Origin of the sequence: Ilumatobacter fluminis, from assembly GCF_004364865.1 — a bacterium.
Classification (GTDB): Bacteria; Actinomycetota; Acidimicrobiia; order Acidimicrobiales; family Ilumatobacteraceae; genus Ilumatobacter; species Ilumatobacter fluminis.
Genome location: NZ_SOAU01000001.1, coordinates 3,389,065 through 3,414,549, shown reverse-complemented (window position 1 = coordinate 3,414,549; position 25,485 = coordinate 3,389,065). Strand labels below are relative to the sequence as shown.

Genomic DNA, 25,485 nt, shown 5'->3' with positions numbered 1-25,485 from the left:
CTGGCACGATGTGCGCATGACCGACGTCGGCCCCGACTCGACCCGAGCGATCGTCGAGCGCGACCGCCGCCACTTCTTCCATCCGTACCAGGTGTTCGACACCTATCTCGTCGACGAGGTCCTCCCGATCGATCGCGGTGCCGGCGTCGAGCTGGTCGACACCGACGGGCGGTCGTACATCGACGCGGTCGGCGGGATGTGGTGCACCAACGTCGGCCTCGGTCGCGACGAGATGGCCGACGCGATCGCCCAGCAGGTGCGTGACCTCGCCTACGCCAATCCGTTCGTCGACATGACGAACGTGCCCGCCGGGCGTCTCTGCGAGAAGCTCGCCGAACTCGCACCGGGCGACCTGAACCGGGTCTTCCTGTCGAGCGGTGGTTCGACGGCGATCGACGTCGCGTACCGCACCATCCAGTTCTACTGGTACGCCAAGGGCCAACCGGAGCGACGCCACGTGCTCAGCCGGATCGACGCCTACCACGGCACGACCTTCGCCGCCGTCTCGATCGGCGGGAAGCCCGGCGACCGGGTGCCCGGCTTCGACTACATCGACGACACGATCCATCACCTGTCGTCGCCCGACCACTACCACCACGGCAACGGCCGCACCGAGCAGGAGTTCGCCGACGATCTCGTCGACGAGTTCGAGGCCACGATCGCCGAACTGGGCGCCGACAAGGTCGCCGCCTTCTTCGCCGAACCGATCATGGGGTCGGGCGGTGTCATCCTGCCGCCGGCCGACTACCTCCAGCGGGTCCGTCGGATCTGTGCCGAGCACGAGATCGTCTACGTCAGCGACGAGGTCGTCACCGGCTTCGGCCGGCTGGGGGAGTGGTTCGCCTCCGAGTCGGTGTTCGGGATCGTGCCCGACATCATCACCTCGGCCAAGGGGCTCACCTCGGGGTACCTCCCGCTCGGCGCAACGATCATCAGCGACCGGATCTACGACGTGATCGCCGAAGAAGGTCACGACCGCTACTTCGCGGTCGGCTACACGTACTCGGGGCATCCGGTGTCGTGTGCGGCGGCGCTCAAGAACATCGAGATCATCGAGCGCGAGGGGCTGCTCGAGCACGTCCGCGACGTCGGCCCGTACTTCATGGAGCAGCTGCGGACCCTCACCGACCTCCCGATGGTCGGCGAGGTGCGCGGCTCGCACCTGATGGCGTGCGTCGTGTTCGTCGCCGACCGCGAGACGAAGGAGCTGTACCCGGAGGAACTCGACGTCGGCAAGCTCGTGGCCAACGCGTGCGAGCCGAGGGGCTTGATCGTGCGCCCCATGGTGCATCTCAACGTCATGTCGCCGCCGCTCGTGATCACCCGCGACGAGATCGACCGCGTCGTGGCGACTCTGCGCGACGCCATCGTCGACGTCCGCGCCGACCTCGACGCCCGCTGACCCGCGGTCTCCGGCACCCGGCCCGACGTTCTGTACCGGTATCGTTCCGGGCCGGATGGATCGACCTCGGCTTTCTCCCACCGACCGGCGTGCGCTGGTCGCCGTCGCGGCCCAGTTCTTCGTGAACGGGGCGATGACGGCCTCGTTCATCGCACGCGCACCCCAGCTCCGCGACCGCATCGGCGTGTCGGTCGACGGCTACGGCCTCCTCATGACCGTCGCCGCGAGCGTCGGGATCGTGAGTAGCGCCTTCGCCGGCCGAATCATCCACACCGCGACGACCCGTCGAGTCCTCCAGGCCGGCGCCGTCGCGCTCGTGCTCAGCCTCCCGATCATCGGCGGTGCCCGTTCACCGGCCGTGTGGCTGATCGGCATGTTCGTCTACGTCTTCGTCGACGCGCTGGTCGACATCTCGATGAACCTCCAGGGGTCGTGGATCAGCGCCCGCCGCCACACCCCGATCATGAACCGCCTCCACGGCCTGTGGAGCCTCGGCATGCTGTCCGGAGGGTTGGGAGCCGTCGCCGCCAACGCCGCCGGTCTGTCGACCTTCGTCCACCTCCTCATCGTTGCGATCGTGACCGCCGTTGCGCTGGCGTTCGTGACGCACCATCTGCTCACCTCCGACCTCGAGGGGCACGGCGAACCGGAGGCGGCGCCCGTCAACGGTCGCAACGGAGCACCCAGCCGGCTCCCGCTGGTGCTGCTCGTGGCGGCCGGCATGTTCGCCGTCGTGATGGAGATCACCGGCGGTGACTGGGCCACCTTCCGTCTCACCGACGACTTCGGCGCCACCGCCGCCGTCGCCAGCGCCGCCTTCGTCGCCTACACCGTCGGCATGACGGCGATGCGTTTCGGCGGGGACTCGCTCCAGACCCGCCTGGGACGGATGGGCCTCCACCGGTTGAGTCTCGCGATCGCCACGGTCGGTTTCGTCACGGCGTCGCTGGTTCCGAACCAGACGGTGTCGCTGGTCGGGTTCTTCCTCGTCGGTCTGGGCGTCGCCACCTTCATGCCCAAGCTGTACGACGATGCCGCCCGCCTGCCGGGTCGGCGCGGCGCCGGCCTCGGTGCGATGAGCGGTGGCATCCGGGTTGCGTTCCTGATCACGCCCGTCGCCGTCGGTGGGCTGGCGGGCACGAGCCTGTCGGTCGGTTCGGCGATCGCGATCTTCGCCCTGCCGGCCGCGTTGGGCTTGGCACTCGTCACCGAGTGGAACGACCGCTTGCTCCGGCCGACTGCTCTGACCGGCGAGGCCGAACGCTGACGCAGCCGGCTGACGTCAGGCGGGCCGGGCCCGCGTTCGCCGGTTGCCGACGGTGCCGAACAGGACGGCGCCGATCACGATCAGTCCACCGATCACGGTGCGGATCGACGGGGCCTCCGAGAAGAAGATCCACGCCCACGCGGTGGCTGCCACGGTCTCGACCGGCGCGAACAGGGCGACCTCGGCTGCCGGCGCGTACTTCGGTGCCGTCGAGTAGCTCATCCGTCCGATCGGGTTGAAGACCAGCCCCATCGCCCCGGCGGCGACGAAGACCCGCCACGGGGCGTCGCCGAGGGAGGCGAGCGGGAGCGCGATGACCGCCATCGCCGCCGAACTCGCAGCGAGCGCAAGCGGGCGGTTCAGTTCGGGGTGGCGTCGCCAGACGATCACACTCATCGAGAACAGCACGATCGCGAGCACCGCCAACAGGTCGCCGTCGATCGTCGGCTCGCCCAGGGACCCGCTCACCACCAGGCCGATGCCGGCGATCACGAGGACGATCGCGACGATCACCTGTCGCTCCGTCCGTTCTCCGAGCGCGATCCGTGCGAAAATGGCGGCCAGGACCGGGGTGGCCGCCACGATGACGACGACGTTCGACACTGCCGTGTTGTTCACGGCGCCCGTGAAGGCGAGCTGGCTCGTGCTCGCCAACACGGCGACGAGCAACAGCGGCCCGGGCGCGCCCCGCGCTGCTCGCCACAGCGGTTCGGGTGTCGTCACCGCCGCAACCGTGCCGAGCGACACCGTCGAGGCGATGCCGAACACGACGGCGATCGTCCACGCGTCGAAGTCGGCCGCTCGGATGAACAGCGAGTCGGTCGACACCATCAACATGCCGAACGCTGCCAGCGCCCACCCCCGCTGGCGGTCGTCGATCATCGGGTCAGTGTGCCATCACCCAGACGGGCGACACAGGTGCCGCCGCTACCACGCTGGGCGCGCGGCGGGAAATATCGCCCGTTTGGGATGGTTCCCGATTCTTTGTAGGGTCAAGTGGGGTTCTCATTCGGAAGCGATCTATCCGTCGCGCAAGGAGTTCGGTTGAAAGAAAAAATCCGCCTCAGCGGCGTGTACAAGATCTTCGGTGATCAGCCTCGGGGTCGAGCTCTCGACCTCGCCAAAGCTGGTGTTCCCAAGGACGAGGTCCAAGCGCGCACCGGCCACGTGGTCGGTCTCACCGATGTCAATTTCACGGTCCGTGAAGGTGAGATCTTTGTGGTGATGGGCTTGTCCGGGTCGGGCAAATCCACCGCAATCCGTACCGTCAACCAGCTCCATACGGTCACCGACGGCGAGGTGCTCGTCGACGGCGAGGACGTGCAGGCCATGACCGGCTCGAAGCTGCAGAGCTTCCGCCGCGAGAAGATGGGCATGGTCTTCCAGCACTTCGCCCTCTTCCCACACCGCTCCGTCATCGACAACGTCGGCTACGGGCTCAATGTGCAGGGCATCGCCAAGCGCGAACGCGACAAGGCGTCGCTGCGAGCGCTCTCGCTCGTGGGTCTCGAGCCCTACGCCATGAACCTCCCGTCCGAACTCTCGGGTGGCATGCAGCAGCGCGTCGGGCTCGCCCGTGCACTGGCCGCCGACCCCGACATCTTGCTGATGGACGAGGCGTTCAGCGCGCTCGACCCGCTCATCCGACGCCAGATGCAGGACGAGATGATGGCGATCCAGGCCGAGCTCCACAAGACGATCCTGTTCATCACCCACGATCTCAACGAGGCGCTCCGCATCGGCGACCGCGTCTGCATCATGAAGGACGGCGCCGTCGTCCAGATCGGCACACCCGAAGACATCCTCACCAAGCCGGCGACCGGTTACGTGGCCGAGTTCGTCCAGGACGTCGACCAGGGCCGTGTCATCCAGGTCAACGAGATCATGGTCGAACCGAAGCCGCTCGACCCCTCGCTCACCGTCCAGCAGGGTCTCCAGCACCTCGGCGACCGATCCGGTGCGTTCGTGCTCGACGCCGAGGGCAAGCCCGTTTCGGTGCTCACGACGGGCGACGGCATCCGCGTGTCGGGCATGGGCAGCAGCAACCTGTCCGACGCTCTCCGCACCGACTTCGCCGTCTGCCGCCCGGAGGACACGCTCAACACCGTCTATGCGGCTGCCGGTCGGGGCATCCCGATCGCCGTCGTCGACGAGTCCGGCCGCTTGGTCGGCAACCTCGACCCACGCCACATCATGGAAGAGATGGGCCGCGTCGAGAGCCTGATCGACGGATTCGAACGAGAGGTGTTCCTGTGAGTCTCATCGCCACCGCCGACCAGGTGCCCGTCACCGACAACGAGGTCCTCGACGAGTTCACGATCCCGTTCGGACAGTGGACCGAAGAAGCGGTCGACTGGATCACCCTCAACCTCGGCGGCCTGCTCGACGCGATCGCCTGGCCGTTCGAGTTCCTCATCGACAACTTCGTCGAGGGCTTTCTCGTCGAGATGCCGTGGCTGTGGCTCGTCGGGATCATGTTCGTGATCGCGCTCCTCGTCCGCAACTTCACCGTGGCCGTCGGCACCGCCGCCGGCCTCGTCGTGTGCGGCCTGCTCGGCAACGAGTACTGGGAGGAGACGGCCCGCACGATCGGGTTGATCCTCGTCGCCGTGCTCCTCTGCGTCATCATCGGCATCCCACTCGGCATCCTCGCCGGGCGAATGGACTCGGTCTGGGGAGTCCTCAGGCCGACCCTCGACGCGATGCAGGTCATCCACTCGTTCGTGTATCTGCTGCCGTTCATCTACTTCTGGGGCGTCGGCGCCGTCGGCGCCACCATGGCGACGATGATCTTCGCCCTGCCTCCGTTGATCAGATTGACGAACTTGGGCATCAGACAGGTACCCGAAGACGTGGTCGAAGCGGCGCGCGCCTACGGTGCGCCCGAGCGTCGAGTCCTCACCGACGTCCAGCTGCCGCTGGCTCGTCCGGCGATCATGACCGGCATCAACCAGACCCTGCTGCTCGCATTCTCGATGCTCGGCGTCGCCGCGATCATGGGCGCCGGTGGCCTCGGTCGTCTGCTGTTCCGTGCGCTCGGCCAGCAGGACGTCTCGCTCGCCGCATCGTCCGGTCTGGCGTTCTTCATCCTCGCCGTGATCCTCGACCGCATCGCCCAGACCGAGGTCGGTCACAAGAACCTGTTCTCCCGCATCACCACCGCCTGGAAGTCGCGCCGTGAGCCCGAGGTGCTGCTCGACGATCCCGCCTTCAACGCCGAACTCCGCACGTCGGAGGCCGACGTGCAGGCGGCTGACCCCTCGATCACCCCCGACGGTGACGACAGCGACGAAGGTCGCATCGCCCCGGTCGGCAGTGGTGAGAAGACGGCCATCTACGCGGCCATCGCCGGTGGCGTCCTCATGGTCGTGTCGCTCTTCCTCACCTGGGCGAACGACGCGTCCAAGCTCACGGGCTACTCACGCCGTTCCGACCAGGAACTGCCGGGCGAATCGTTCGCCGGTTGGGCCGCCGAGGGCGGATCGTGGTTCGCCTTCGGGGTCACCGCGATGGGCCTCTTCGTCATCGTTGCGGCGATCCGCGTCCTCGTCGGTTCGGCCGGCGGACGCTGGCTCTCGCCCGACGGTGCGCTGCTCGGTGCGGTCGGCGGTCTCGTGACCGCCGTCGGCTACCTCCTCACCTCCCCGAGCCCGCTGACGGTCGGCTACTCCAACGGCATCGGCCTCTGGGTCGCGATCGTGGGTGGCATCGTGGCGTCGGCGGCTTCGCTGCGGTGGATGCAGATCGCCCCGTACGGCCCGCGCCGACCGCTCAAGCCGAAGGTCGTGCTCGCGCCGATCGTGCTCGGCATCACCGGCGTGATCTTCGCGGTCGTCTCGATGTTCTCGATGTGGACGCTCGACGAACGTGCCGATGCGGTCATCACGCCCGAGATCCAGGCCGAGCTCGACGACATCCTGGCGCAGGCTGCTGCCGGCGAGATCGGACAGGCCGAGGCGAGCAACGAGATCCTCATCGTTCGTGCCCGGGCCGCATCCGCCGACCGGATCGTCGTCGACGGCAAGTCGTCCGACGGCCCCGGCCTCGGCACCTGGACCCTGATCTTCACCGCCGGAGGTGCGCTGGCTGCTGCTGCGGCGGCGGGCGCCCTCGGCCTCGGTGATCGCCGCCAGTGGCTCGGTGGCGCAATCGCCATGGGCCTCGGTGCCGGCGTGCTCCTGATCGCCGTCGGCTGGGTGGGCAGTCTCGCCCGTGCCACCGACCCGAACTTCTACAGTGGCGTCGGCGCCATGATCGGCGGCCTCGCCGGCTTCATGTTGATCGCCGCCGGAAACACCGTCATCGCCGGCTTCGAGCGTTCGCACGTCTACCGCGAACTCGTCCTCGACGCCGACCAGTCTGCGCCCGTCTCGGCCGATCCCGCCGGTTCGGACGTGCGCACCACCGTCGCGACGTGAGCAGCGTGAACTGCACACCGAGTGACACCCCCACAACCAACCCATGGGAGGGTTCCACATCATGACCAAGAAGCGCACTGCATTCACCGCCGTCGCTGTCTCGCTCGGTCTCGTCCTCGCCGCCTGCGGCAGTGACGACGACAGCGATTCGGCCGACGACGAAACCGAAGAGACCACCGCGGACGCCGGTGACGACGACGACGCCGACGCCGACGCCGACGACGATGACGATGCCGACGCCGGTGACGACGCCGACGCCGGTGGCGACATGGCGATGCCCGGTGAGGGCGTCAGCGTGACGATGGCGAAGGCCGACTGGGTCACCGAAGACCCCAACGCCTACGTCGCCCACAACCTCCTCGAGGAGCTCGGCTACGACGTCTCCGACCCGGCCGACCTCGAGCTCGGCCCCGCCAACGCCTACATCGCGATGGCACAGGGCGACGCCGACTTCTGGATCAACAGCTGGTACCCCGGCCACAACTCGTGGCTGGCCAACGAGCTGCCGGACGGTTCGACCGTCGGTGACCACCTCACGGTGGTCGGCGAGATGATGATGGCCGGTGGCCTCCAGGGCTACCTCATCACCAAGGACTTCGCCGACGAGTACGGCGTGTACTCGCTCGACGACCTGAACGACAACCCGGACGCGCTCGCCGCGTACGACGCTCAGGACCCGACGCCCAACAACGGCGTCGCCGACATCTACGGCTGCCAGGAGAGCTACACCTGCGACGACATCATCCAGTCGCAGATCGCGTTCTCGGGCTGGGAGAACATCGCCCAGGTCGTCGCCGGTTACGACGCGATGGTCGCCGAGGCCGTCACGAAGGCCAACGCCGGTGAGCCGATGGTGATCTACACCTGGACGCCCAGCGCCTACATCACCCAGCTCATCCCCGGTGAGAACGTCTACTGGCTGACGGTCGACGAGGTCATCGACGACTCGAACCCGCTCGGCGTCGAGGGTGGCGAAGGCCACAACCAGCTGCCCGGCACCGCCACCATCGGTGAAGAGCAGTGCCCCGGCTCGGTCGACGGCACCTGCCAGCTCGGCTGGATCGCCGCCGACATCCAGGCGACGACCAACACCGAGTGGCTCGAGGCCAACCCGGCCGCGCAGTCGCTGCTCGAGCAGTTCCAGATGAACGTCGTCGAAGTGTCGCTGATGAACGTCGACATGGCTGACGGCGCCGACGTCACCGAGCTCGCCGCTCAGTGGATCGAGGACAACCGCGACGTCGTCGACGGCTGGCTCGAGACCGCCCGCGCCGCCGGCTGACGAACCACACCCTGACGACCTCGCTCGAGGTCGAGCGAACGACCGGCCCTGCGGGGCCGGTCGTTCCGCGTTCTGGTTCGGTACGGTGACGCCGTGCTGGTCACGCTCGGAGATCTCGTCGACGACATCGTGGTCGACCTCGACCAACCCATCAACGAGGCGGCCGACACGCACGCTCGGATCTTCCACCGCCGCGGCGGGAGCGCTGCCAACGTGGCTGCCCGCTTCGCCCGGACCGGACCGGCCCGGTTCATCGGCCAGGTCGGTACCGACTCGGTCGGGATGCGCCTGATCTCCGAACTGGCACGCGACGGCGTCGACGTGAGTTTCGTCCGTCGTGATGGGCGTTCGGCCTCGATCGTCGTGCTGGTCGACAGCGAGGGGGAGCGAACCATGCTCGTCGATCGCGGTTCGGCACGTGCCCTCGACGGCGTCGAGTCGGCCTGGCTCGAGGGGGCGACGGCACTCCACCTGACCTTCTACTCGCTGCTCGACGAGCCGATCGCGACGACCTCGCGCCGGTTGGCGGCGCTGGCGGCCGAGCGTGGGGTACCGCTCAGTATCGACCTGTCGTCGACCACGTTGTTGGCCGATGCCGGGATCGGCGGTGTCGACGCGATGATCGCCGACCTGCGGCCCTCCGTGGTGTTCGCCAACGCCGACGAAGCTGCAACGGTCGGGATCGACGGCCCGTTCGCCGGCGCCGCAACGGTCGTCAAACGGGGTGCGGCTTCGTGCGTGGTGTACCCGGTCGACTGCGGGTCGTTCGAGGTGCCGTCGATCCCGGTCGGCTCCGTCGCCGACACGACCGGAGCGGGCGACGCGTTCGCCGCCGGATTCCTGGGACACGCCGACTGGTCGGTCGATCTCGCCGGTGCGGCCGCCGCCGGGCACGCAGCAGCGCACGAGCTCCTCGTCGAACGCGGCGCCGGGCGCTAGCGTCGGCCCGATGGGGATCTTCCACTGGATCTTCGGGAAACATCCACCGAAACCGCCCGACCCGGAACGATCGTGTGAGGTCGCGTGGCTCCCGCTGTGGCAGTCGCAGATGGTGCTGCACGAGCTGCTCGAACGCGACATCCCCGCCGTCGTCAGCGAAGACTTCAGCTCGCACTACCGCGGCGGGTCGATCCAGCCGATGGCGCGCATCTTCGTGATGGAGCCCCGCCGTCGGGAAGCCGAAGAGGTGATCGAGGAGATCACCGGCTACCCGCCGGCGCACCAGGATCGCTGAAGTCGGTCGCTCGAACGTCAGTCGTTGGCGTGCAGGGCGGCGTTGAGCTCGCCCCAGCTCTGCGTGCGGGGCCGGGCGATGACCTGACCGGTCTGGCCGTCACGGTAGAAGAGCGTCCCGGTGATACCGGACAGCTCGCGAGCTTTCACGACACCGTCAGGCGTCGAGACCGGCGTGGCAGCGGTGATGTAGAGACCGGCCTCGACGGTGCAGTCGTCACCGAGGCTGATCCCGATGCCGGCGTTGGCGCCGAGCAGGCATCGCTCGCCGACCGAGATCACTTCCTTGCCGCCGCCCGACAGCGTGCCGATGATCGAGGCGCCACCACCGATGTCGCTGCCGTCGCCGACCACCACGCCGGCCGAGATGCGCCCTTCGACCATCGAGGTGCCGATCGTGCCGGCGTTGAAGTTGCAGAATCCCTCGTGCATCACGACGGTGCCCTCGGCCAGGTGTGCGCCGAGCCGGACGCGTGACGAGTCGGCGATGCGGACACCCGACGGCACGACGTAGTCGAGCATCTTCGGGAACTTGTCGACCCCGAGCACCTGCAGCGTGTGGCCCTTGGCGCGTACACGCATTCGGGTGTCGTCGAGCTCGGCCACGGCGACCGGGCCGATGTCGGTCCACACCACGTTGTTGAGTGCGCCGAAGATGCCGTCCATGTTGATCGAGTGCGGCCTGGCGAGGCGTCCCGACAGCAGGTGCAGCCGGAGGTAGGCGTCGGCCGCGGAGGCGGGCGCCTCGTCGACGTCGATGGTCAGCCGGATCGGCCGGACCGTCACGTTGCGGAGTTCGTCGGTGGTCTCTCGCATGCCGAGCTGATCGTCGAGATCGGGGTACGCCGTGGTCATCTCGTCGTCGCCGAACTCACCCCAGTCGAACCAGCGGAACCAGGCGTCGAGGGTCGAACCGTCGGCGGCTTCGGTGGTGAAACCGGCGCCCCAGGCCATGCGTGTCATGAGATCTCCTGCTCGGGTCGGAGGGTCGGGAAGAGGACGACTTCACGGATCGACTCCACGCCGGCGAGCAACATCGCCACGCGGTCCATGCCGATGCCGAGACCGCCGGTGGGCGGCATGCCGTATTCGAGGGCTCGCAGGTAGTCCTCGTCGACGGTGCCGCGCTCGGCGTCGCCGGCCTCCTTGGCGGCCTGTTCGTCCTCGAAGCGCAGCCGCTGCTCGACCGGATCGTTCAGCTCGGAGTAGCCGTTCGCGAGTTCGCGGGAATCGACGAACAGCTCGAACCGCTCGGTGACGTACGGGTCGTCGCGATCGACACGTGCGAGCGGCGAGATCTCGACCGGATGGCCCGTCACGAACGTCGGGCGGACGATGTTCGCCTCGCACAGCTTCTCGAACAGGCCCTCGATGATCCGTCCCGAACCCCACGAGGGTTCGTACGAGACACCGTGCCGGTCGGCCAGCGCACGCACGTCGTCGACCGGCTGCGACGGGTGCACCGTCGTCCCGACGGCCTCGGAGACGGCGCCGCACATCGACAACCGGGGCCATGGATCGGCCAGATCGACCGTGTCTCCGCGGATCTCGATCTCGCTCGTGCCCAGCGCGTCGCGAGCGGCAGCGGTGATGAGGCGTTCGGTGATCGCCATCACGTCGGTCCAGTCGGCGAAGGCCTGGTAGAGCTCCATCATCGTGAACTCGGGGTTGTGCCGGGTCGAGATGCCCTCGTTCCGGAACACACGGCCGATCTCGTAGACCTTCTCCATGCCGCCGACGATCAGGCGCTTGAGGTGCAGCTCGAGGGCGATCCGCAGGTACAGCGGCATGTCGAGCGCGTTGTGGTGCGTGTCGAACGGCCGAGCGTGGGCACCGCCCGCCTCGACGTGCAGGACCGGCGTCTCGACCTCGATGAAGCCTTCGGCGGCGAGGGTTCGACGGAACGACGAGATGACCTCGTGGCGGATCCGGAAGTGCCGACGCGCCTCGTCGTTGACGATCAGGTCGGCGTAGCGCTGGCGGAACCGTGTGTCGGTGTCGGTCAGGCCGTGCCACTTGTCGGGCAGTGGGCGGATCGCCTTCGAGAGCAGCTCGACCCGGTCGGTCTTGACCGACAGCTCGCCGGCTCGGGTCGTCATGACCGTGCCGTGCACGCCGACCCAGTCGCCGATGTCGAGCTCCTTGATGTCGGCGAACGCGTCGTCGCCGACGACCGCCTTCGAGATGAACAGCTGGATCCGGTCGGTGCGGTCCTGGACGGTGGCGAACACCAGCTTGCCGGTGTCGCGCTTGAGCATGATGCGGCCGGCGACGGTGACCTCGTCGTCGGTCTCGGCGCCCGGCTCGAGCGCGCCGTGTGACGCACGAACCTCGGCGAGGCTGTGCGACCGGTCGAACCGGTAGGGATACGGGTTGTCGCCACGGTCACGGATCTCGTCGACGCGACCCTGGCGGCGCTGCTTCTCGGCGGCCAGGCCGCTCCCGGTCGGCGTCGATGCGTCGGGTTCGTCGGGGGGTGTGGTCGGCTCGCTCACGATCATCAGACCGTAGCCGCCTCCGGCCGAGCCGCCACCCTTCGTTGCGGCGTCGCCCGTAGGCTGCGCGCCATGACCACCCGTGCCCGACCCGTCGCGATCTGGTCGACGGTCGTCGGAGCCGTCGCCGCTGTCGTCGTGATGATCGTCGCCGTTGCGGCGTGGGCCGCGCCAGGCGACGGCGCCGTGGTCGCCGAGCGAGCGGAACGATACGTGGAACCACCCGGCGATCTCGTGGTCGTGTTCGATCTCGGCGACGTCGACACCGAGGTCGTCGTCGCTGCCGGCCGAGCTGCTGCCGCCGCCGATGCGGTGGCGACGCCCGCCCGCACCGGCTCGCTCGGCATGCGCTCGATCGATCGGTCCGGGGTGAGCGTGCACGCCGCGCCGACCGGCTACCTCATCCCGATGGTCTATTCGTCGGTGCCGGCGCACTCGATCGGTCGGATCTACGGCGTCGACGTGTCGTCGGTGCTCGGTCCCGACCGTGTCGTCATGAACGAGATGACCGCCGAGCTCATCGGTGCGCAGGCGGGCGACGTGATCACGATGCAGTCGGCCTCCGGCGCTCCCGTTCGGCTGTCGATCGCCGCCATCCGTCCGTACGAGCAGATCGGTTCCGCCGAGCTCGTGTTCACGACCGACGTCGCCGCCCGACTGGGCGCGACCGCCGACACCCGGGTGATCATCTACGACGTCGACCGGTCGACGATCGAGCAGGCGCTCGATGCCCAAGGTCTGTACGACCGACGGAACACCCGCGTCGCCCACAGCTGGGACCCCATGAGCCCCGACAGCACGCTCAGCACCGCCCGCACCAAGGTCGCGCTCGGCGAGCCCCTCTACCGCTTCGAGAGCGACGGGTCGGTCTCGATGCACCCCGACTGGATCGCCACCAACCTTCGCCCCGGCCGCGAGACCCTGAACGCCACGATCCCGATCCGCGCACGATGCCACGTCGAGGTCGTCGACGACCTCAAGGCTGCGCTGGCCGACGTCGCTGCTGCGGGCCTCGCGAGCGCCATCGATGTGGCGAACGCGAACTCGTACGGCGGCTGCTACGCCGGCGCCCGGTTCAGTCGTCTCACCGCCCAGATCGGGTTCTTGTCCCGTCACTCGTACGGCATGGCGCTCGACACGAACACCGTGTCGAACTGCCTCGGCTGCCGGCCGCAGATGAACTGCGACGTGGTGCGGATCTTCCGCAAGCACGGCTTCGCCTGGGGCGGCAACTTCCGCTCACCCGACGGGATGCACTTCGAGTGGGTGGGGGAGCGACGCGATCTCATCGCCTACCCCAGCACCTACTGCCCGAACATCGTCCCGGCCGCCGACCTGACCGAATCGGTGACCGTCCCCACGCTCGGACTCGACGTGGTCACCGACGTCGGCGACGAACACGGGCACGGCCATGAACACGGTCACGAACACGACGAGGGCCACGGCCCGTAGTCTGGACGGCGTGAGCCTGCACTTTCTGATCATCGGCGGTGGCCCGGCCGGCTACCAGGCCGCCACGTACGCCGCCCGCCTCGGGGCCAAGGTCACCATCGTCGAACGTGACGTGTTCGGTGGCGCCGCCAACCTCTGGGACTGCATCCCGTCCAAGACGATGATCGCCACCGGTGGCGCGATGAGCTTCTCCCGCCGGCTCCAGGGAATGGGGCTCGCCCAGGCCGCGCCCGAGGTCGACATCGAGTCGCTCACGTCGCGTGTGCAGGGCATCCAGCACGAGCTCAACGACGACATCAAGCAGCTCCTGCAGAGTCAGGGCGTCACGATGATCAACGGGACGGCACGGTTCACCGGCCCGAACACCGCCGAGGCCGACGGCCCCGACGGCACCCGCACCATCGAGTTCGACGCCGCCCTCGTCTCGACGGGTTCACGGCCCCGCATCCCCGACTGGTGCTCGCCCGACGGCGACCGCATTTTGACGACGCGCGATTGCTACCCGCCCAAGTCGTTCCCCGAGAGCATCACGGTGATCGGTTCGGGCGTCACGGGTGTGGAGTTCGTCCACATGTTCTCGTCGTTCGGCGCCGAGGTCGCGCTCGTCGTGAGCCGCCAGCACGTCCTGCCGGGGAAGGATCCCGAAGTCGCAGGAGTGCTCGAGGACGACTTCATCGCACGCGGCGTCAAGCTCCTGAAAGGGGCTCGGGCCGAGACGATCGAACGCGACGACGAGACCGGCGGCGTCGTCGTTCGCTGTGACGACGGCCGTGTCGTGCGGTCGTCGCACGCCGTGCTGGCCATCGGCTCGGTGCCCAACACCGACGGCCTCGGCCTCGACGCAGCCGGTGTCGAAACCGACGACTGGGGCTACATCCCGGTCAACCACCACTGCGTCACGAACCAGCGTCACATCTACGCCGCCGGCGACGTGTCGGGCAAGCTGCCGCTCGCGTCGGTTGCGTCGATGCAGGGGCGCAAGGTCGCCGAACACGTCATGGGGCTCCACACGGTCGAGCACCGCCACCTCGACTACGACAAGGCGGCATCGGCGATCTTCACCGAGCCCGAGATCGCCGATGTCGGTCTGGCCGAGGCCGAGGCGTTCTCGAGCGGGCGCAAGATCCGGGTGACGAAGGTGCCGTTCGCCACCACCGCCAAGGCGCACATCAACAACGATCCGCGCGGCTTCGTGAAGATCATCTCCGACCCGGCGACCGGGGTCGTGCTCGGTGGGTCGATCGTCGGCCGACACGCGGCCGAGCTCATCAGCGTGATCGCCCTCGCGGTCACCGCCAACCTGAAGGTGAGCGACATCTACGAGTCGTTGCTGGTGCACCCGGCCCTCAGCGAAGCCCTGGCCGAAGCGGCCGAGTAGGGAGCTACGAACGCCCGACGGCGTCTCGGATCGCCCGAAGGAGTTCCGTCTGGCCGTACGGCGAGCGGACGAAGTGCACGCCCGGATCGGCCGCCAGGTCGGGGTGCGTCGTGCGGCCGGACAGCAGCACCGTCGCGGTGTTCGGGTGGAGCGAGCGCAACTGCCGGAGCAGGGCGACGCCCGCTCCGCCGTCGAGGAGTGGATCGAGCAAGACGAGGGCGTACCGCCCCGGGTTCCGGTCGAGCTCGCCGATGATCCTCGAGGGCGTCAGCCGGTTGACGGCGTAGCCGGCGATCTCGAGCGCCTCCATCGTCGCGTCGGAGTCGGGGCCGAACGTGTCGACCAGCAGGAGATCGGACGGCCGCTCGGATGGGTGATCGTCGACGATGGGGATCTCGACGATCACGCTGGTGCCGACGCCGGGGGTCGAATCGATCCGGGCGCTGCCGCCGGCAGCGACGGCCGTCGCCATGACGGTCGACAGGCCGAGTCCGGTGCCGCTGACCTCGTTCGTCGTGAAGAAGGGCTCGAACGCATGCTGTGCGACGTCGGCGGGCATACCGGTCCCGGTGTCGGACACGACCAGTTCGACGAGCATCGGGCTCGCGGCGCCCTGGTCGGCGGGCCGACGCCGGGTCGTGATGGTCAACTCACCCCCGTCTCGGAGCGCAGCCCGGGCGTTGGTGACGAGGTTCAGGAGCATCTGCTCGAGACGGGCCTCATCGCTCTCGACCATCGCTTGCCGACTCTCGAGCCGGAGGTCGACCCGGATGCCGGAGTCCATGGTCCGGTCGATCAGGGGACGGAGGTTCGTGATGACCGAATCGAGCACGACCGGGTGAGGTGGGCCTGCCGTGCCTCGTGAGAAGGCGAGGAGTTGGTGGGTGATCGCCAGGGATCGTTCGGCGGCGTGCGTCGCATCGGCGAGGGCCGCGGTTGCGTCGTCGCCACGTTGCAGTGCCTCGGTTGCCTCGTTGAGCCCGGACAGGACGAGCCGGACGAGATTGCCCACGTCGTGTGCGATCCCGCCGGCCATCTGGCCGAGCGCGTCGAGACGTTCCGCCCGGTGGGTGACGTCGATCCACTTGCGTTCGCGTGACTCGGCCTGCCGTTGTTCGGTGCGGTCCTCGGTGACGACCAGCACGCCGCCGTCGGCCGGGGTGAGCGTCGTCTCGAGCCACCGGTCGGCGACGGGTTGGTGCCAGGCGAGCGTCCGCGGGCGTCCGTCGGCGATCACCTGCTGCGTCAGCTGCCGGAGGAGTTCGGTCCGGCCGGGGAGCACGTCGTCGACCGGCTGGCCGGCGTAGTCGCCGTCGCCGAGACCGGCAATCCGCCGGAGGGTGCTGTTGACGTAGCGGATGCGATCGTCGGCGTCGACGAGCGTGATCGCATCGGTGGTCGAATCGAGGATCGTCGTCAGGAGGTCGTTGAGTCGGCCGGCTTCGGCAACGGCGGTCGCTCGTTCGGTGACGTCCTCGGTGACGCCGGCCATCATGTGCATCCGGCCGTCGTCGTCGAGGAGCGGGATCGTGCGGAGTCGGAGCACCCGCTCGGCGCCGTCGGGGCGGTAGACGGTGTATTCGTATTCTTGTGGGCGTCGGCTCGTGCGTCCGGTGACCAGCGCTCGAGCGATCTCGCCCGTGTCGTCGGTATCGGTCAGCGCGAGCGGGCTGGCCGGGTCGCGATACAACTCGTCGAGCGGGATCCCGTACATGTCCTCGAACGACTTCGACGAGAAGAGGATCCGACGGAGGTCGGGAGTCGCGAACCACACCTGGTCGGGCAGTGCGTACAGCGCGTCGAGGACGAACGGCCGCACCGCCTCCCAGTCTCCCATCTCGCGAGGCGGGAGACCCATGATCAGCGCGGCTCGACCAGGCCGGACCGGGTGGCGACGGCGGCAGCTTCGAGTTTCGAGTGGACCTGGAGCTTCGACAGGATGTTCTGGACGTGGCTGCGGACCGTGTTGTGCGACACATGGAGCCGTTCGGCGATCGCCGGGTTGGTCAGCCCGTCGCACACGTACTGGAGCACCTCGCGCTCACGGTCGCTCAGGTCGGAGCCGACCGTCCCTTCGGATCGTCGACGGATCTGGCGGAGCACCCTGTTCAGCATGATCGGCGAGATCAGCGCCTCGCCGTCGGCCACGGAGCGGATCGCGGCGACCAGTTCGTCGACGGTGCGATCCTTGGTCACGAACCCCGCACAGCCGGCCTCCACGGCGCGCAGGACGAGCCGCTCGTCGACGAGGCTCGTGACCATCACGAGCTTCGCCTCGGGGAACCGCTGGTGGAGTCGGCGGGCGAGCGTCACACCGTCGTCGTCGGGGAGCCCGAAGTCGAGGAGCACGACGTGGGGTCGATGCACGCCGACCGCCGCCTCGCCCTCGTCGGCCGTCGGCGCGATGGCAGCGACGTCGACCTCGCCGGTGGCGCGTAGTGATGCTGCGACGCCTTCGGCGAACATGACGTGATCGTCGATGATCACGACGCGGAGTGATGGATGTGGCTCGATCACCCCATGATCGCGCATCGTTCACGCAACTGCATGAGGGAACGTCGTCCAATGACCTGTTTCTCGAACGCACAATCTGTGGTGTAATCGCTTACATGACGGAGCGTGCGAATGAGACCACCAGCCGCGTCGCACCGCCACACGGGTTCGCAAGCGCCGTCCGCGCCACCGTGGCCGCCGGGCCGTGGCGACTCGCCGCCATCGTCGTGGTCGTGTGGGCGGTGGCGATCGTGGCTGCGACCGGAACGATGCTCGACGCGGCCCTGTACCTGATGCCTGCCTCGGCAGCGCTGGTCGCCGGTCTGACGGCCCTCGGTCGGACGAGAACGGCCGGTCGGTCCGGTCGTGCATCGGCGTTGCTCGGCTCGGGTGCCATCGTGTGGGCCTTCGCCAATCTGATCGAGGCAGTGGGCGAGGTGCGTTCGCCGAGCGGGGTGGAGACGACCGTCGCCGTCCTCGAGATCACCGCCCACTTCCTCATCATCGCTGCCTTCCTCGTGCTGCCGATCGACGGTGCGCGCGTCCGACACGTGCGAGCCCTGCTCGACATCGTCATGATCCTGGTCGCGACGTCGACGGTCGCAGCCGGCCTTCGGTTGCTGTGGCTCGACGACCCTGGCAACGAGGGCGGCGTCATCGACTTCGTCTTCCATCCGGCGGTGGCACTGCTCACCTTCGGCCTGGTGGCCGACACCCTCGGCCGGGTGACACCTCGCTGGCGTCACCCGATCGCATGGTGCACCGCAGCGACGGGTCTGATGGTGCTCGCCGAGTTTGCCGGCGCCGCGCTCGAGTTCGGCGCGACCGCCGAATCGGTCTGGTTGGCGCCGAGTCTCTGGGTGGCGGCATGGCTCGTGTTCGCCTTCGCCATCAGGGCGCCGGTCGACGTCCACGTCCCGCGGGTGTGGTCGGGCGACGCCGGCTGGACCGCCGTGGTGATCGCGGTGGCGGCCGTCGGGTTCATGGTGTGGATCGAGCTGCGACACGGCGTGTTGCACACGGAGCCGTCGTTGGTCGCGCTCGGCCTGATCGGGACCGTGGCCATCCTGTTGCGTGCCATCGCGTTCCAGGTCGAGTCGGCCGCACTGCAGCGAGATCTGCAGCGTCAGGAGCGTCTCGCAAGCGAGCGAGCCGACCGGTACGAAGAGGCGCTCGAGGCCGCCGGCGCCGGCATCTGGGAGTTCGACGTCGTCGGTGATCGGGTCTGGACGTCGCGCGGCCTCGACCAGATGCTCGACCGCGCGGCCGAAGGCACCGAGACGTTCGACGAGTTCCTGCAGTCGGTGTCGCCGACGGCGCGATCGCTCCTCGTCGATCAGCTCCACAAGATCAGCGACGAGACGTCGGCCGAGGCCGTCGAGTTCGTGACGGCTCGATCCGACGGCGACGATTCGCTCGCGGTCGAAACCCGGGGCCGAGGTCGGCGAGACGACTCCGGCCGGCTCGTGTCGCTGACCGGTGTGGCACTCGACGTGACCGAACGCCGTCGAGCCGACGAAGCTCTCCGTCGCCACGCCGAACGCAGCACCAAGCTCGTCGACTTCGGTCGACGAACGCTCGCCGCCTCCACCCTCGACGCGGTCGTGTGGGACGCGCTCGACGTGATCGCGGACGACGTCGGCCTCGCTGCATGCCGCGTGCTCCAACGCGACCCGGTGGGGCACCGCCTCCGGTCGGTCGCCTCTCTGGGGAGTGGACGTCGTGCCTCGACCGACGACCAGGTCAACCGTGCCGTTGCGACGGTGAGCACGAGCCTGATCACGGTCGAACCGGCCGACCACGACGACGAGCCGGCGACGATCGGCGCATGCATCCCTGTCTCGGCTGAACGGGGCGTGTGGGGTGTCATCGACCTCGAAGTCCCCGCGCCGGCGACGCTCGACGACGACGACATCCGATTCGTCGAGGCCCTGGCGACGATGGTCGCATCCGCAGCGGCTCGCGACACCGCTCACACGGAGCTGCGACACCGTTCGCTCCACGACCAACTGACCGGCCTCCCGAACCGGGAACTGGTCACCGACCGCGTCGGCCAGCTGCTGGTCGCCGCCCGGGCGACCGGAGACGGCGTGGTCGTGTTCCACATCGGTCTCGACCGGTTCGGCCAGATCAACGACTCGTTGGGCCACCAGGCAGGCGACGACGCCCTCGTCGAGATCGGTCGACGTCTGGCCGCCGTGTGCCCGACCGGAGGGTCCGTCGCCCGTGCCGGTGGCGACGAGTTCGTGCTGGCGTTCCCACACGGGCCGACCAGCGACCCGGAGACGGTCGCCGACGCCGTGCAGCGAGAAGTCGCCCGACCGCTGTGGATCGACGGGAGCGAGTTGTTCGTCACGGCGAGCATCGGCGAAGCGCACTCTGCACCGGGCGTCACACCCGACGTCCTGCTCGCCAACGCAGCGACCGCAAGCCGTGGAGCGTCGGCGGCGGGTGGCGGCTGTCGCCGTCAGTTCTCGCTGACCGACCGTGAGCGGTCCGTCGACCGCGTCCGCATCGAAGCCGATCTCCGTCACGCGCTTCGGCAGGGCCAGATCGTGCCGTGGTACCAGCCGATCGTGCGCATCGCCGACCGCCGGATCGTCGGCGCAGAGGCGCTGGCGCGGTGGGAACGTCCAGGTGGCGGCGTCGTCTCGCCGGCCGACTTCATCCCGGTGGCCGAACAGGCCGGACTGGTAGGCGAACTCGGCCGGGTCATCCTCGGACGGGCGATGGACGATGCGTGCCGATGGGTGGGCCCGAACGGGGAACGACCGCGGGTGTCGGTCAATGTCGCGACGCCCCAACTCGTCGACGGGAGCATCGTCGACGTCCTCGGCGACGAGCTCGCACGATCCGGGCTCGAGCCCGACCGCCTCACCCTCGAGGTGGTCGAAGGAGAGATCGTCGACGCCAACTACGAACGGGCGCTCGAGTCGGTGCGGGCCGTCAAGCGTTTCGACGGACTCGGCGTGTCGGTGGACGACTTCGGCACCGGGCATTCGTCGTTGGCACGCCTCCACGCCTTCCCGGTCGACGTCGTCAAGATCGACCGGAGCTTCGTCGCTCGGATCGAATCGGACGCGGCCGACCGGGCCCTCGTCAAGGCGATCATCGACATGAGCGCCGCGCTGACGCTGCGCGTCGTGGCCGAGGGCGTCGAGACGGAGGGCCAGTTCGAACTGCTCCGGTCGCTCGGCTGCGACTTCGCCCAGGGATGGCTGTTCGCGCCGGCCATGCCGGCCCACGACCTGTTGGCGCTGCCGCTCGACGAGTTCATGGCCGAGGGCGGTCAGAGCTCGATGTTCGGCCTCGATCTACCGGTCTGACCGACCGACCGATCGACCAGCGCCGGACTACTCGATCACGACGACGACGTCGCCGCCGCCGACGGTGTCGCCCGGCGAGACCTTGATCTCGGCGATCGTGCCGTCCTTGTCGGCGTTGATCTGGTTCTCCATCTTCATCGCCTCGAGGACCACGACGCCCTGGCCAGTGGTGACCTCCTGGCCGACCTCGACCAGCACCTTGACGATGGTGCCCTGCATCGGCACGGCCACCTGGCCGGAACCGGCGGCGCTGCCGCCGGCGCCCGATGCGGCGCGCTTCTTCTTGGCCTTCGCCGGTGCCGCGGCGACGCCGACCGTCTCGGGCACCCACATCTTCACGGCGAACCGCTTGCCGTTGACCTCGACGGTCGTGGACCGCTCGACGAGCGGCTCGGCGTCGTCGTCGGCCGGAGCGGCCGGCGTCGCCGTGACGCCGGTCAGGTCGAGGGTCTGCTCGACCCACTTCGTCGAGTGCTCGACGGCGACGAAGTCGGGATGCTCGAGGATCGCGATGTCGGCGGGGATCGTGGTGGCGACGCCCTCGACCACGAGTTCTTCGAGAGCGCGGAGCGTGCGGCGGATAGCGACGTCGCGGTCGCGTCCCCACACGATCAGCTTGCCGACGAGGTTGTCGTAGTACTGGCTGATCTCGTCACCCGACTCGTAGCCGGAGTCGAAGCGGACGCCGAATCCGTCGGGGGCGACCAGCTTGGAGATCGGGCCGGGCGACGGCAGGAACTTGCCCTCGGCCGGGTCTTCGGCGTTGATCCGGATCTCGATCGCATGACCGTCCTGGCGGGCGCGTACCTGCTCCTGGGTCATCGGCAGCGCTTCGCCTGCGGCGACGCGGATCTGCCACTCGACGAGGTCGATGCCGGTGATGACCTCGGTGACCGGGTGCTCGACCTGGAGCCGGGTGTTCATCTCGAGGAAGAAGAACTCGCCGTCCTGGTAGATGAACTCGACCGTGCCGGCGTTGTAGTAGCCGACGGCCTTGGCGGCCTTGACCGCCGCCTCGCCCATCGCTTCCTCGACACCGTGGGGGAGGCCGGGGGCCGGGGCCTCCTCGATGAGCTTCTGGTGGCGGCGCTGGGCCGAGCAGTCACGGGTCGAGACCCAGACGCAGTTGCCGTGCTGGTCGCCGACGAGCTGGACCTCGACGTGGCGCGGCCAGGTCAGGTAGCGCTCGACGTACACCTCGTCGCGGCCGAAGAACGACTTCGCCTCGCGCTGCGCCGAGGCCATCGCGTCGTCGACCTCGTCGGCGGAGTTCACGACCTTCATGCCGCGGCCGCCGCCGCCGAACGCCGCCTTGATGCAGACCGGCCAGCCGTGGGAGTTGCCGAAGTCACGAATCTCGTCGGGGCCCTGGGCGAACTCGGTGGTGCCGGGCACGATCGGTGCGCCACCGCGCTCGGCGGCGAGACGCGACGACACCTTGTCGCCCATCTCGTCGATCGCCTCGGGTGGTGGGCCGATCCAGGCGACGCCCAGTTCGGTGATCGCCCGAGCGAAGTCGGCGTTCTCCGAGAAGAAGCCGTAGCCGGGGTGGACGGCGTCGGCGCCGCTCTCGCGGATCGCGTCGAGGATCGCCTCGGTGTTCAGGTAGCTCTCGGCAGCGGTCTGGCCGCCGAGGGCGTAGGCCTCGTCGGCGAGACGCACGTGCAGGGCGTTCCGATCGAGTTCGGAGTACACCGCCACGGTGGCGATGCCCATCTCTCGGGCGGCTCGGATGACACGGACGGCGATCTCGCCGCGGTTGGCGATCAGGATCTTCTGCAGCACGGATGCCAATGTAGGTGCTGTGAGCACCGCGGACCATTTCCGGAGCGATCCCGGCGCTGCCGCATGGACGATTCGCTCCGTCCCCGAGACCGGCAGCACCAACACCGACCTCCTCGCCGAGGCCGGCACGGCGCCCGACCGGACGGTGCTCCGCACCGGTCACCAGACCGCCGGCAAGGGCCGACTCGACCGCAAGTGGGACGCCCCGCCCGGAGCGAACCTCCTCGTCTCGCTCCTGTTCCGCGAGGCGTCCGACCCGGGCGAACTGGTCCGACGTGTCGGGCTCGCGGTCGCACGGGCGGCGCGTGCGGAGACCGGTGTCGATGCCCGCCTCAAATGGCCGAACGACGTCGTCGTCGACGGGCAGAAGCTCGCCGGGGTCCTCGCCCAACGCGCCGAGAACGGGGCGGTCGTGGTCGGAACCGGCGTCAACCTGGGCTGGGCTCCCGAGGGAGCGGTTCGGCTCGGCGACATCGACCCCGGCACGTTCCTGCTGAGCGTCCTGACGGCGTTCGACGAACTCCCCGCCGACATCGGCGACACCTATCGCGCCGAGCTGGCGACGTTGGGGCAGCGGGTCCGTGTGATCCGCCCGGCCGACGAACTCGTCGGGACGGCGATCGAGGTCGACGACGACGGGCGGTTGATCGTGGTCGACGAGTGTGCGATCAGCCACCACGTCGACGTGGGCGACATCGTCCACCTGAGGCCCGACTGAGTCGACGTCGGCTCCGCCCCGGCGGCGTCGGAGCGTGACCGGGTCCCGACTCGCTGCGCAGATAGCGTGGTGAGAGTGTCAGATCAGCCCATGACGGAATCCCCCCGCCGTCGCCGTCGTTCGCCGCTCCCGGCCATGCTCGTGGTCGCCACAGCGGTCGCCGGCGCCGGGGTCTGGGGTATCGTGCGTGCCGCGGACGAGCGCGTCGCCGACGTCGAGGTCGTCGCCGGCCTCGACGGTGTGCTGGCCCCGCTCCCGGGCGAGGGGGACTCCGACATCGACGGCGACGGCGTCGTCGACACCATCACCTACCCGGCGCTCAACTACCTCCTCGTCGGCTCCGACAGCCGCGAAGGCGTCAGCAGCGACGACGAGGACTTCGGCATCGTCGGTGACGAGGGCCAGGTGGGCGGTCGACGTTCGGACACGATCATGATCCTCCGCCAGGAGGCGAACGGCGGCGTCGCACTCACCAGCATCCCGCGCGACCTGTGGGTCGAGATCGCCGACACTGGTCGGAGCCAGCGCATCAACTCGGCCTACAACGAAGGACCGGAGCGGCTGGCCAAGACCATCTCGTACGAGTTGGGCATTCCGATCCACCATTACGTCGAGGTCGACTTCGTCGGCTTCAAGGACATCATCGACGAGATCGGCGGCGTCGAGCTGTGCGTCGGCAACGCGGCCCGCGACACCCACAGCGGGCTGAAGCTCGACGTCGGCTGTCAGACGCTCGACGGCGTGATGGCGCTCGCCTACGCCCGCAGCCGCTACTACGAGGAGTGGGACGGTTCGCAGTGGGTGATCGACCCCCGCGCCGATCTCGGTCGGATCGAACGGCAACAGCTGTTCATGCGGGCTGCGGTCGACGGCGCGCTCAGCGAACTGCAATCGTCCCCGTTCGGTTCGGGCGACCTCGTCGAGTCGGTCGCCGAGTCGGTGCGGATCGACGGACGCCTCGACCCGTTCGACGCCGCCGAGACCTTGCGTGCGGCGGTCCAAGAGGGCATGCACACGTACCGGATCCCGGTCAACCCGACCACGATCTCGGGCAACTCGGTGGTCGAACTCGACGGCGGATCGCAGGAGGTCCTCGACTACTTCCGCGGCATCGGTCCCGCTCCGACCGAGTACGAGACTACGTAGACTCGCCGCCATGAAGGCCCTCGTCCTCGCCGGCGGTGCCGGCACGCGCCTGCGCCCGATCACCCACACCCGTGCCAAACAGCTCGTTCCGGTGGCGAACAAGCCGATCCTGTTCTACGGCATCGAGTCGATGGTGGCGGCCGGGATCACCGAGATCGGCGTGATCGTCGGCGACACCCGAGACGAGGTGATGGCCGGGCTGGGCGACGGATCGCAGTTCGGGGCCGAGATCACCTACATCCCCCAGGACGCGCCGCTCGGGCTCGCCCACTGCGTGCTGATCGCACGCGAGTTCCTCGGCGACGACGACTTCGTCATGTACCTCGGCGACAACCTGCTCGAACAAGACCTCGCCGCCTTCGTGTCGGCGTTCGAGGCCGCTCGCTCCGCCGACCAGCCGCCCGAGGCCCAGATCCTCCTCAAGAAGGTGCCCGACCCGCACCGATTCGGTATCGCGACGCTCGACGCCGACGGTCACGTCGTCCAGCTCGTCGAGAAGCCGGCCGACCCGCCGTCCGACCTCGCGCTCGTCGGTGTGTACCTGTTCACTGCTCGCATCCACGACGCGGTCGCGGCGATCGAACCGTCGGGTCGCGGCGAGCTGGAGATCACCGATGCGATCCAGTGGCTGCTCGACCAGGGTGAGCGGGTGCGCTGTGAGTTGCTCGAGGGATGGTGGATCGACACCGGCAAGCTGACGCCGTTGCTCGAGGCGAACCGTCTGATCCTCGAGCGGATGGAACGCCGTATCGACGGCTCCGTCGACGAGGCCTCGTCCGTCGAGGGGCGGGTCGTGATCGCCGAGGGTGCCGAGATCGTGAACTCGACCGTGCGCGGCCCGGTGGCGATCGGCGCCGGGGCGCGCATCGTCGACTCGTTCGTCGGCCCGTTCTCGGCCATCGGTGCGAACTGCGTCGTCGAGCGATCCGAGGTCGAGCACTCGGTGCTGATGGACGACTCGTCGGTCGTCGACATCGCCCGACTCGAGGACAGCCTGATCGGTTCCGACGCCTCGGTCCGCCGCTCGGCTCGCAAGCCGCGGGCCCTCCGGCTGATGATCGGCGACCACTGCCAGATCGACGTCGAGTGA

At 68.7% G+C, this 25,485-nt stretch carries 19 protein-coding genes; 13 read left to right on the top strand and 6 right to left on the bottom strand.

The features are described 5' to 3' along the window. The first annotated feature begins 16 nt into the window (after positions 1–16). Entirely contained in the window at positions 17–1,402 is a 1,386-nt protein-coding gene (locus tag BDK89_RS15440; RefSeq protein WP_133869802.1) for an aminotransferase, read from the top strand. 55 nt (positions 1,403–1,457) lie between these two features. Continuing rightward, positions 1,458–2,669 carry an MFS transporter gene (locus tag BDK89_RS15435; protein ID WP_133869801.1) on the top strand — a complete coding sequence of 404 codons (1,212 nt, stop codon included), beginning with the start codon at positions 1,458–1,460 and terminating at the stop codon, positions 2,667–2,669. A 15-nt stretch (positions 2,670–2,684) separates the two neighbouring features. Here the strand turns inward: BDK89_RS15435 and BDK89_RS15430 are convergent, their stop codons facing one another. Continuing rightward, positions 2,685–3,551, bottom strand: a complete 867-nt coding sequence (locus BDK89_RS15430; protein ID WP_133869800.1) for a DMT family transporter — start codon at positions 3,549–3,551, stop codon at positions 2,685–2,687. A gap of 162 nt (positions 3,552–3,713) precedes the next feature. Here BDK89_RS15430 and BDK89_RS15425 point away from each other — a divergent pair, with 162 nt between their 5' ends. The 5 genes from BDK89_RS15425 (at position 3,714) to BDK89_RS15405 (ending at position 9,603) form a co-directional block, all read left to right on the top strand. Continuing rightward, positions 3,714–4,925, top strand: coding sequence for a quaternary amine ABC transporter ATP-binding protein (locus BDK89_RS15425; RefSeq protein ID WP_133869799.1), 1,212 nt, complete (start codon positions 3,714–3,716; stop codon positions 4,923–4,925). Next, positions 4,922–7,087 (top strand): ABC transporter permease, encoded by a 2,166-nt coding sequence (locus BDK89_RS15420; protein WP_133869798.1) that lies wholly within the window; start codon positions 4,922–4,924, stop codon positions 7,085–7,087. The genes BDK89_RS15425 and BDK89_RS15420 overlap by 4 nt, the downstream gene beginning before the upstream one ends. A gap of 61 nt (positions 7,088–7,148) precedes the next feature. Beyond that, the gene (locus BDK89_RS15415; RefSeq protein WP_166657614.1) at positions 7,149–8,369 is read left to right on the top strand and encodes a glycine betaine ABC transporter substrate-binding protein; all 1,221 of its coding nucleotides are present in this window, start codon (positions 7,149–7,151) and stop codon (positions 8,367–8,369) included. Between the two features lie 93 nt (positions 8,370–8,462). Next, on the top strand, positions 8,463–9,308 hold the full coding sequence (locus BDK89_RS15410; protein ID WP_166657613.1) for a carbohydrate kinase family protein: 846 nt from the start codon (positions 8,463–8,465) through the stop codon (positions 9,306–9,308). A gap of 10 nt (positions 9,309–9,318) precedes the next feature. Further along, entirely contained in the window at positions 9,319–9,603 is a 285-nt protein-coding gene (locus BDK89_RS15405; RefSeq protein WP_133869795.1) for a hypothetical protein, read from the top strand. 17 nt (positions 9,604–9,620) lie between these two features. On the opposite strand, the gene dapD is transcribed toward BDK89_RS15405, so the two are convergent. Beyond that, a complete protein-coding gene (gene dapD, locus BDK89_RS15400) occupies positions 9,621–10,565 on the bottom strand; it encodes a 2,3,4,5-tetrahydropyridine-2,6-dicarboxylate N-succinyltransferase (RefSeq protein WP_133869794.1) in 945 nt (314 codons plus the stop codon). Next, positions 10,562–12,037 (bottom strand): lysine--tRNA ligase, encoded by a 1,476-nt coding sequence (lysS, locus tag BDK89_RS15395; protein ID WP_341785689.1) that lies wholly within the window; start codon positions 12,035–12,037, stop codon positions 10,562–10,564. Before lysS ends, dapD begins: the two co-directional genes overlap by 4 nt. A gap of 132 nt (positions 12,038–12,169) precedes the next feature. Here lysS and BDK89_RS15390 point away from each other — a divergent pair, with 132 nt between their 5' ends. Together BDK89_RS15390 and BDK89_RS15385 are read left to right on the top strand one after the other, a co-directional pair. After that, a complete protein-coding gene (locus BDK89_RS15390; protein WP_133869792.1) occupies positions 12,170–13,549 on the top strand; it encodes a M15 family metallopeptidase in 1,380 nt (459 codons plus the stop codon). 10 nt (positions 13,550–13,559) lie between these two features. Next, a complete protein-coding gene (locus BDK89_RS15385; protein WP_243839182.1) occupies positions 13,560–14,927 on the top strand; it encodes a dihydrolipoyl dehydrogenase family protein in 1,368 nt (455 codons plus the stop codon). A 4-nt stretch (positions 14,928–14,931) separates the two neighbouring features. Here BDK89_RS15385 and BDK89_RS15380 read toward each other — a convergent pair whose 3' ends face one another. Then, on the bottom strand, positions 14,932–16,785 hold the full coding sequence (locus BDK89_RS15380; protein ID WP_133869790.1) for a hybrid sensor histidine kinase/response regulator: 1,854 nt from the start codon (positions 16,783–16,785) through the stop codon (positions 14,932–14,934). A gap of 2 nt (positions 16,786–16,787) precedes the next feature. Beyond that, complete coding sequence (locus BDK89_RS15375; RefSeq protein WP_133869789.1) at positions 16,788–17,459, bottom strand: LuxR C-terminal-related transcriptional regulator; 672 nt, start codon at positions 17,457–17,459, stop codon at positions 16,788–16,790. Between the two features lie 77 nt (positions 17,460–17,536). Between BDK89_RS15375 and BDK89_RS15370 the strand changes: the two genes are divergently transcribed. Continuing rightward, the gene (locus BDK89_RS15370) at positions 17,537–20,746 is read left to right on the top strand and encodes a putative bifunctional diguanylate cyclase/phosphodiesterase (RefSeq protein WP_133869788.1); all 3,210 of its coding nucleotides are present in this window, start codon (positions 17,537–17,539) and stop codon (positions 20,744–20,746) included. 27 nt (positions 20,747–20,773) lie between these two features. Here BDK89_RS15370 and BDK89_RS15365 read toward each other — a convergent pair whose 3' ends face one another. Then, positions 20,774–22,531 (bottom strand): acetyl/propionyl/methylcrotonyl-CoA carboxylase subunit alpha, encoded by a 1,758-nt coding sequence (locus BDK89_RS15365; protein WP_133869787.1) that lies wholly within the window; start codon positions 22,529–22,531, stop codon positions 20,774–20,776. A gap of 19 nt (positions 22,532–22,550) precedes the next feature. Here BDK89_RS15365 and BDK89_RS15360 point away from each other — a divergent pair, with 19 nt between their 5' ends. The 3 genes from BDK89_RS15360 to BDK89_RS15350 all read left to right on the top strand — a co-directional run bounded on the left by BDK89_RS15360 (position 22,551) and on the right by BDK89_RS15350 (position 25,485). Then, positions 22,551–23,249, top strand: coding sequence for a biotin--[acetyl-CoA-carboxylase] ligase (locus BDK89_RS15360; RefSeq protein ID WP_166657612.1), 699 nt, complete (start codon positions 22,551–22,553; stop codon positions 23,247–23,249). A 90-nt stretch (positions 23,250–23,339) separates the two neighbouring features. Next, a complete protein-coding gene (locus BDK89_RS15355) occupies positions 23,340–24,395 on the top strand; it encodes an LCP family protein (protein WP_133869785.1) in 1,056 nt (351 codons plus the stop codon). Between the two features lie 10 nt (positions 24,396–24,405). After that, positions 24,406–25,485 (top strand): glucose-1-phosphate thymidylyltransferase, encoded by a 1,080-nt coding sequence (locus BDK89_RS15350; protein WP_133869784.1) that lies wholly within the window; start codon positions 24,406–24,408, stop codon positions 25,483–25,485.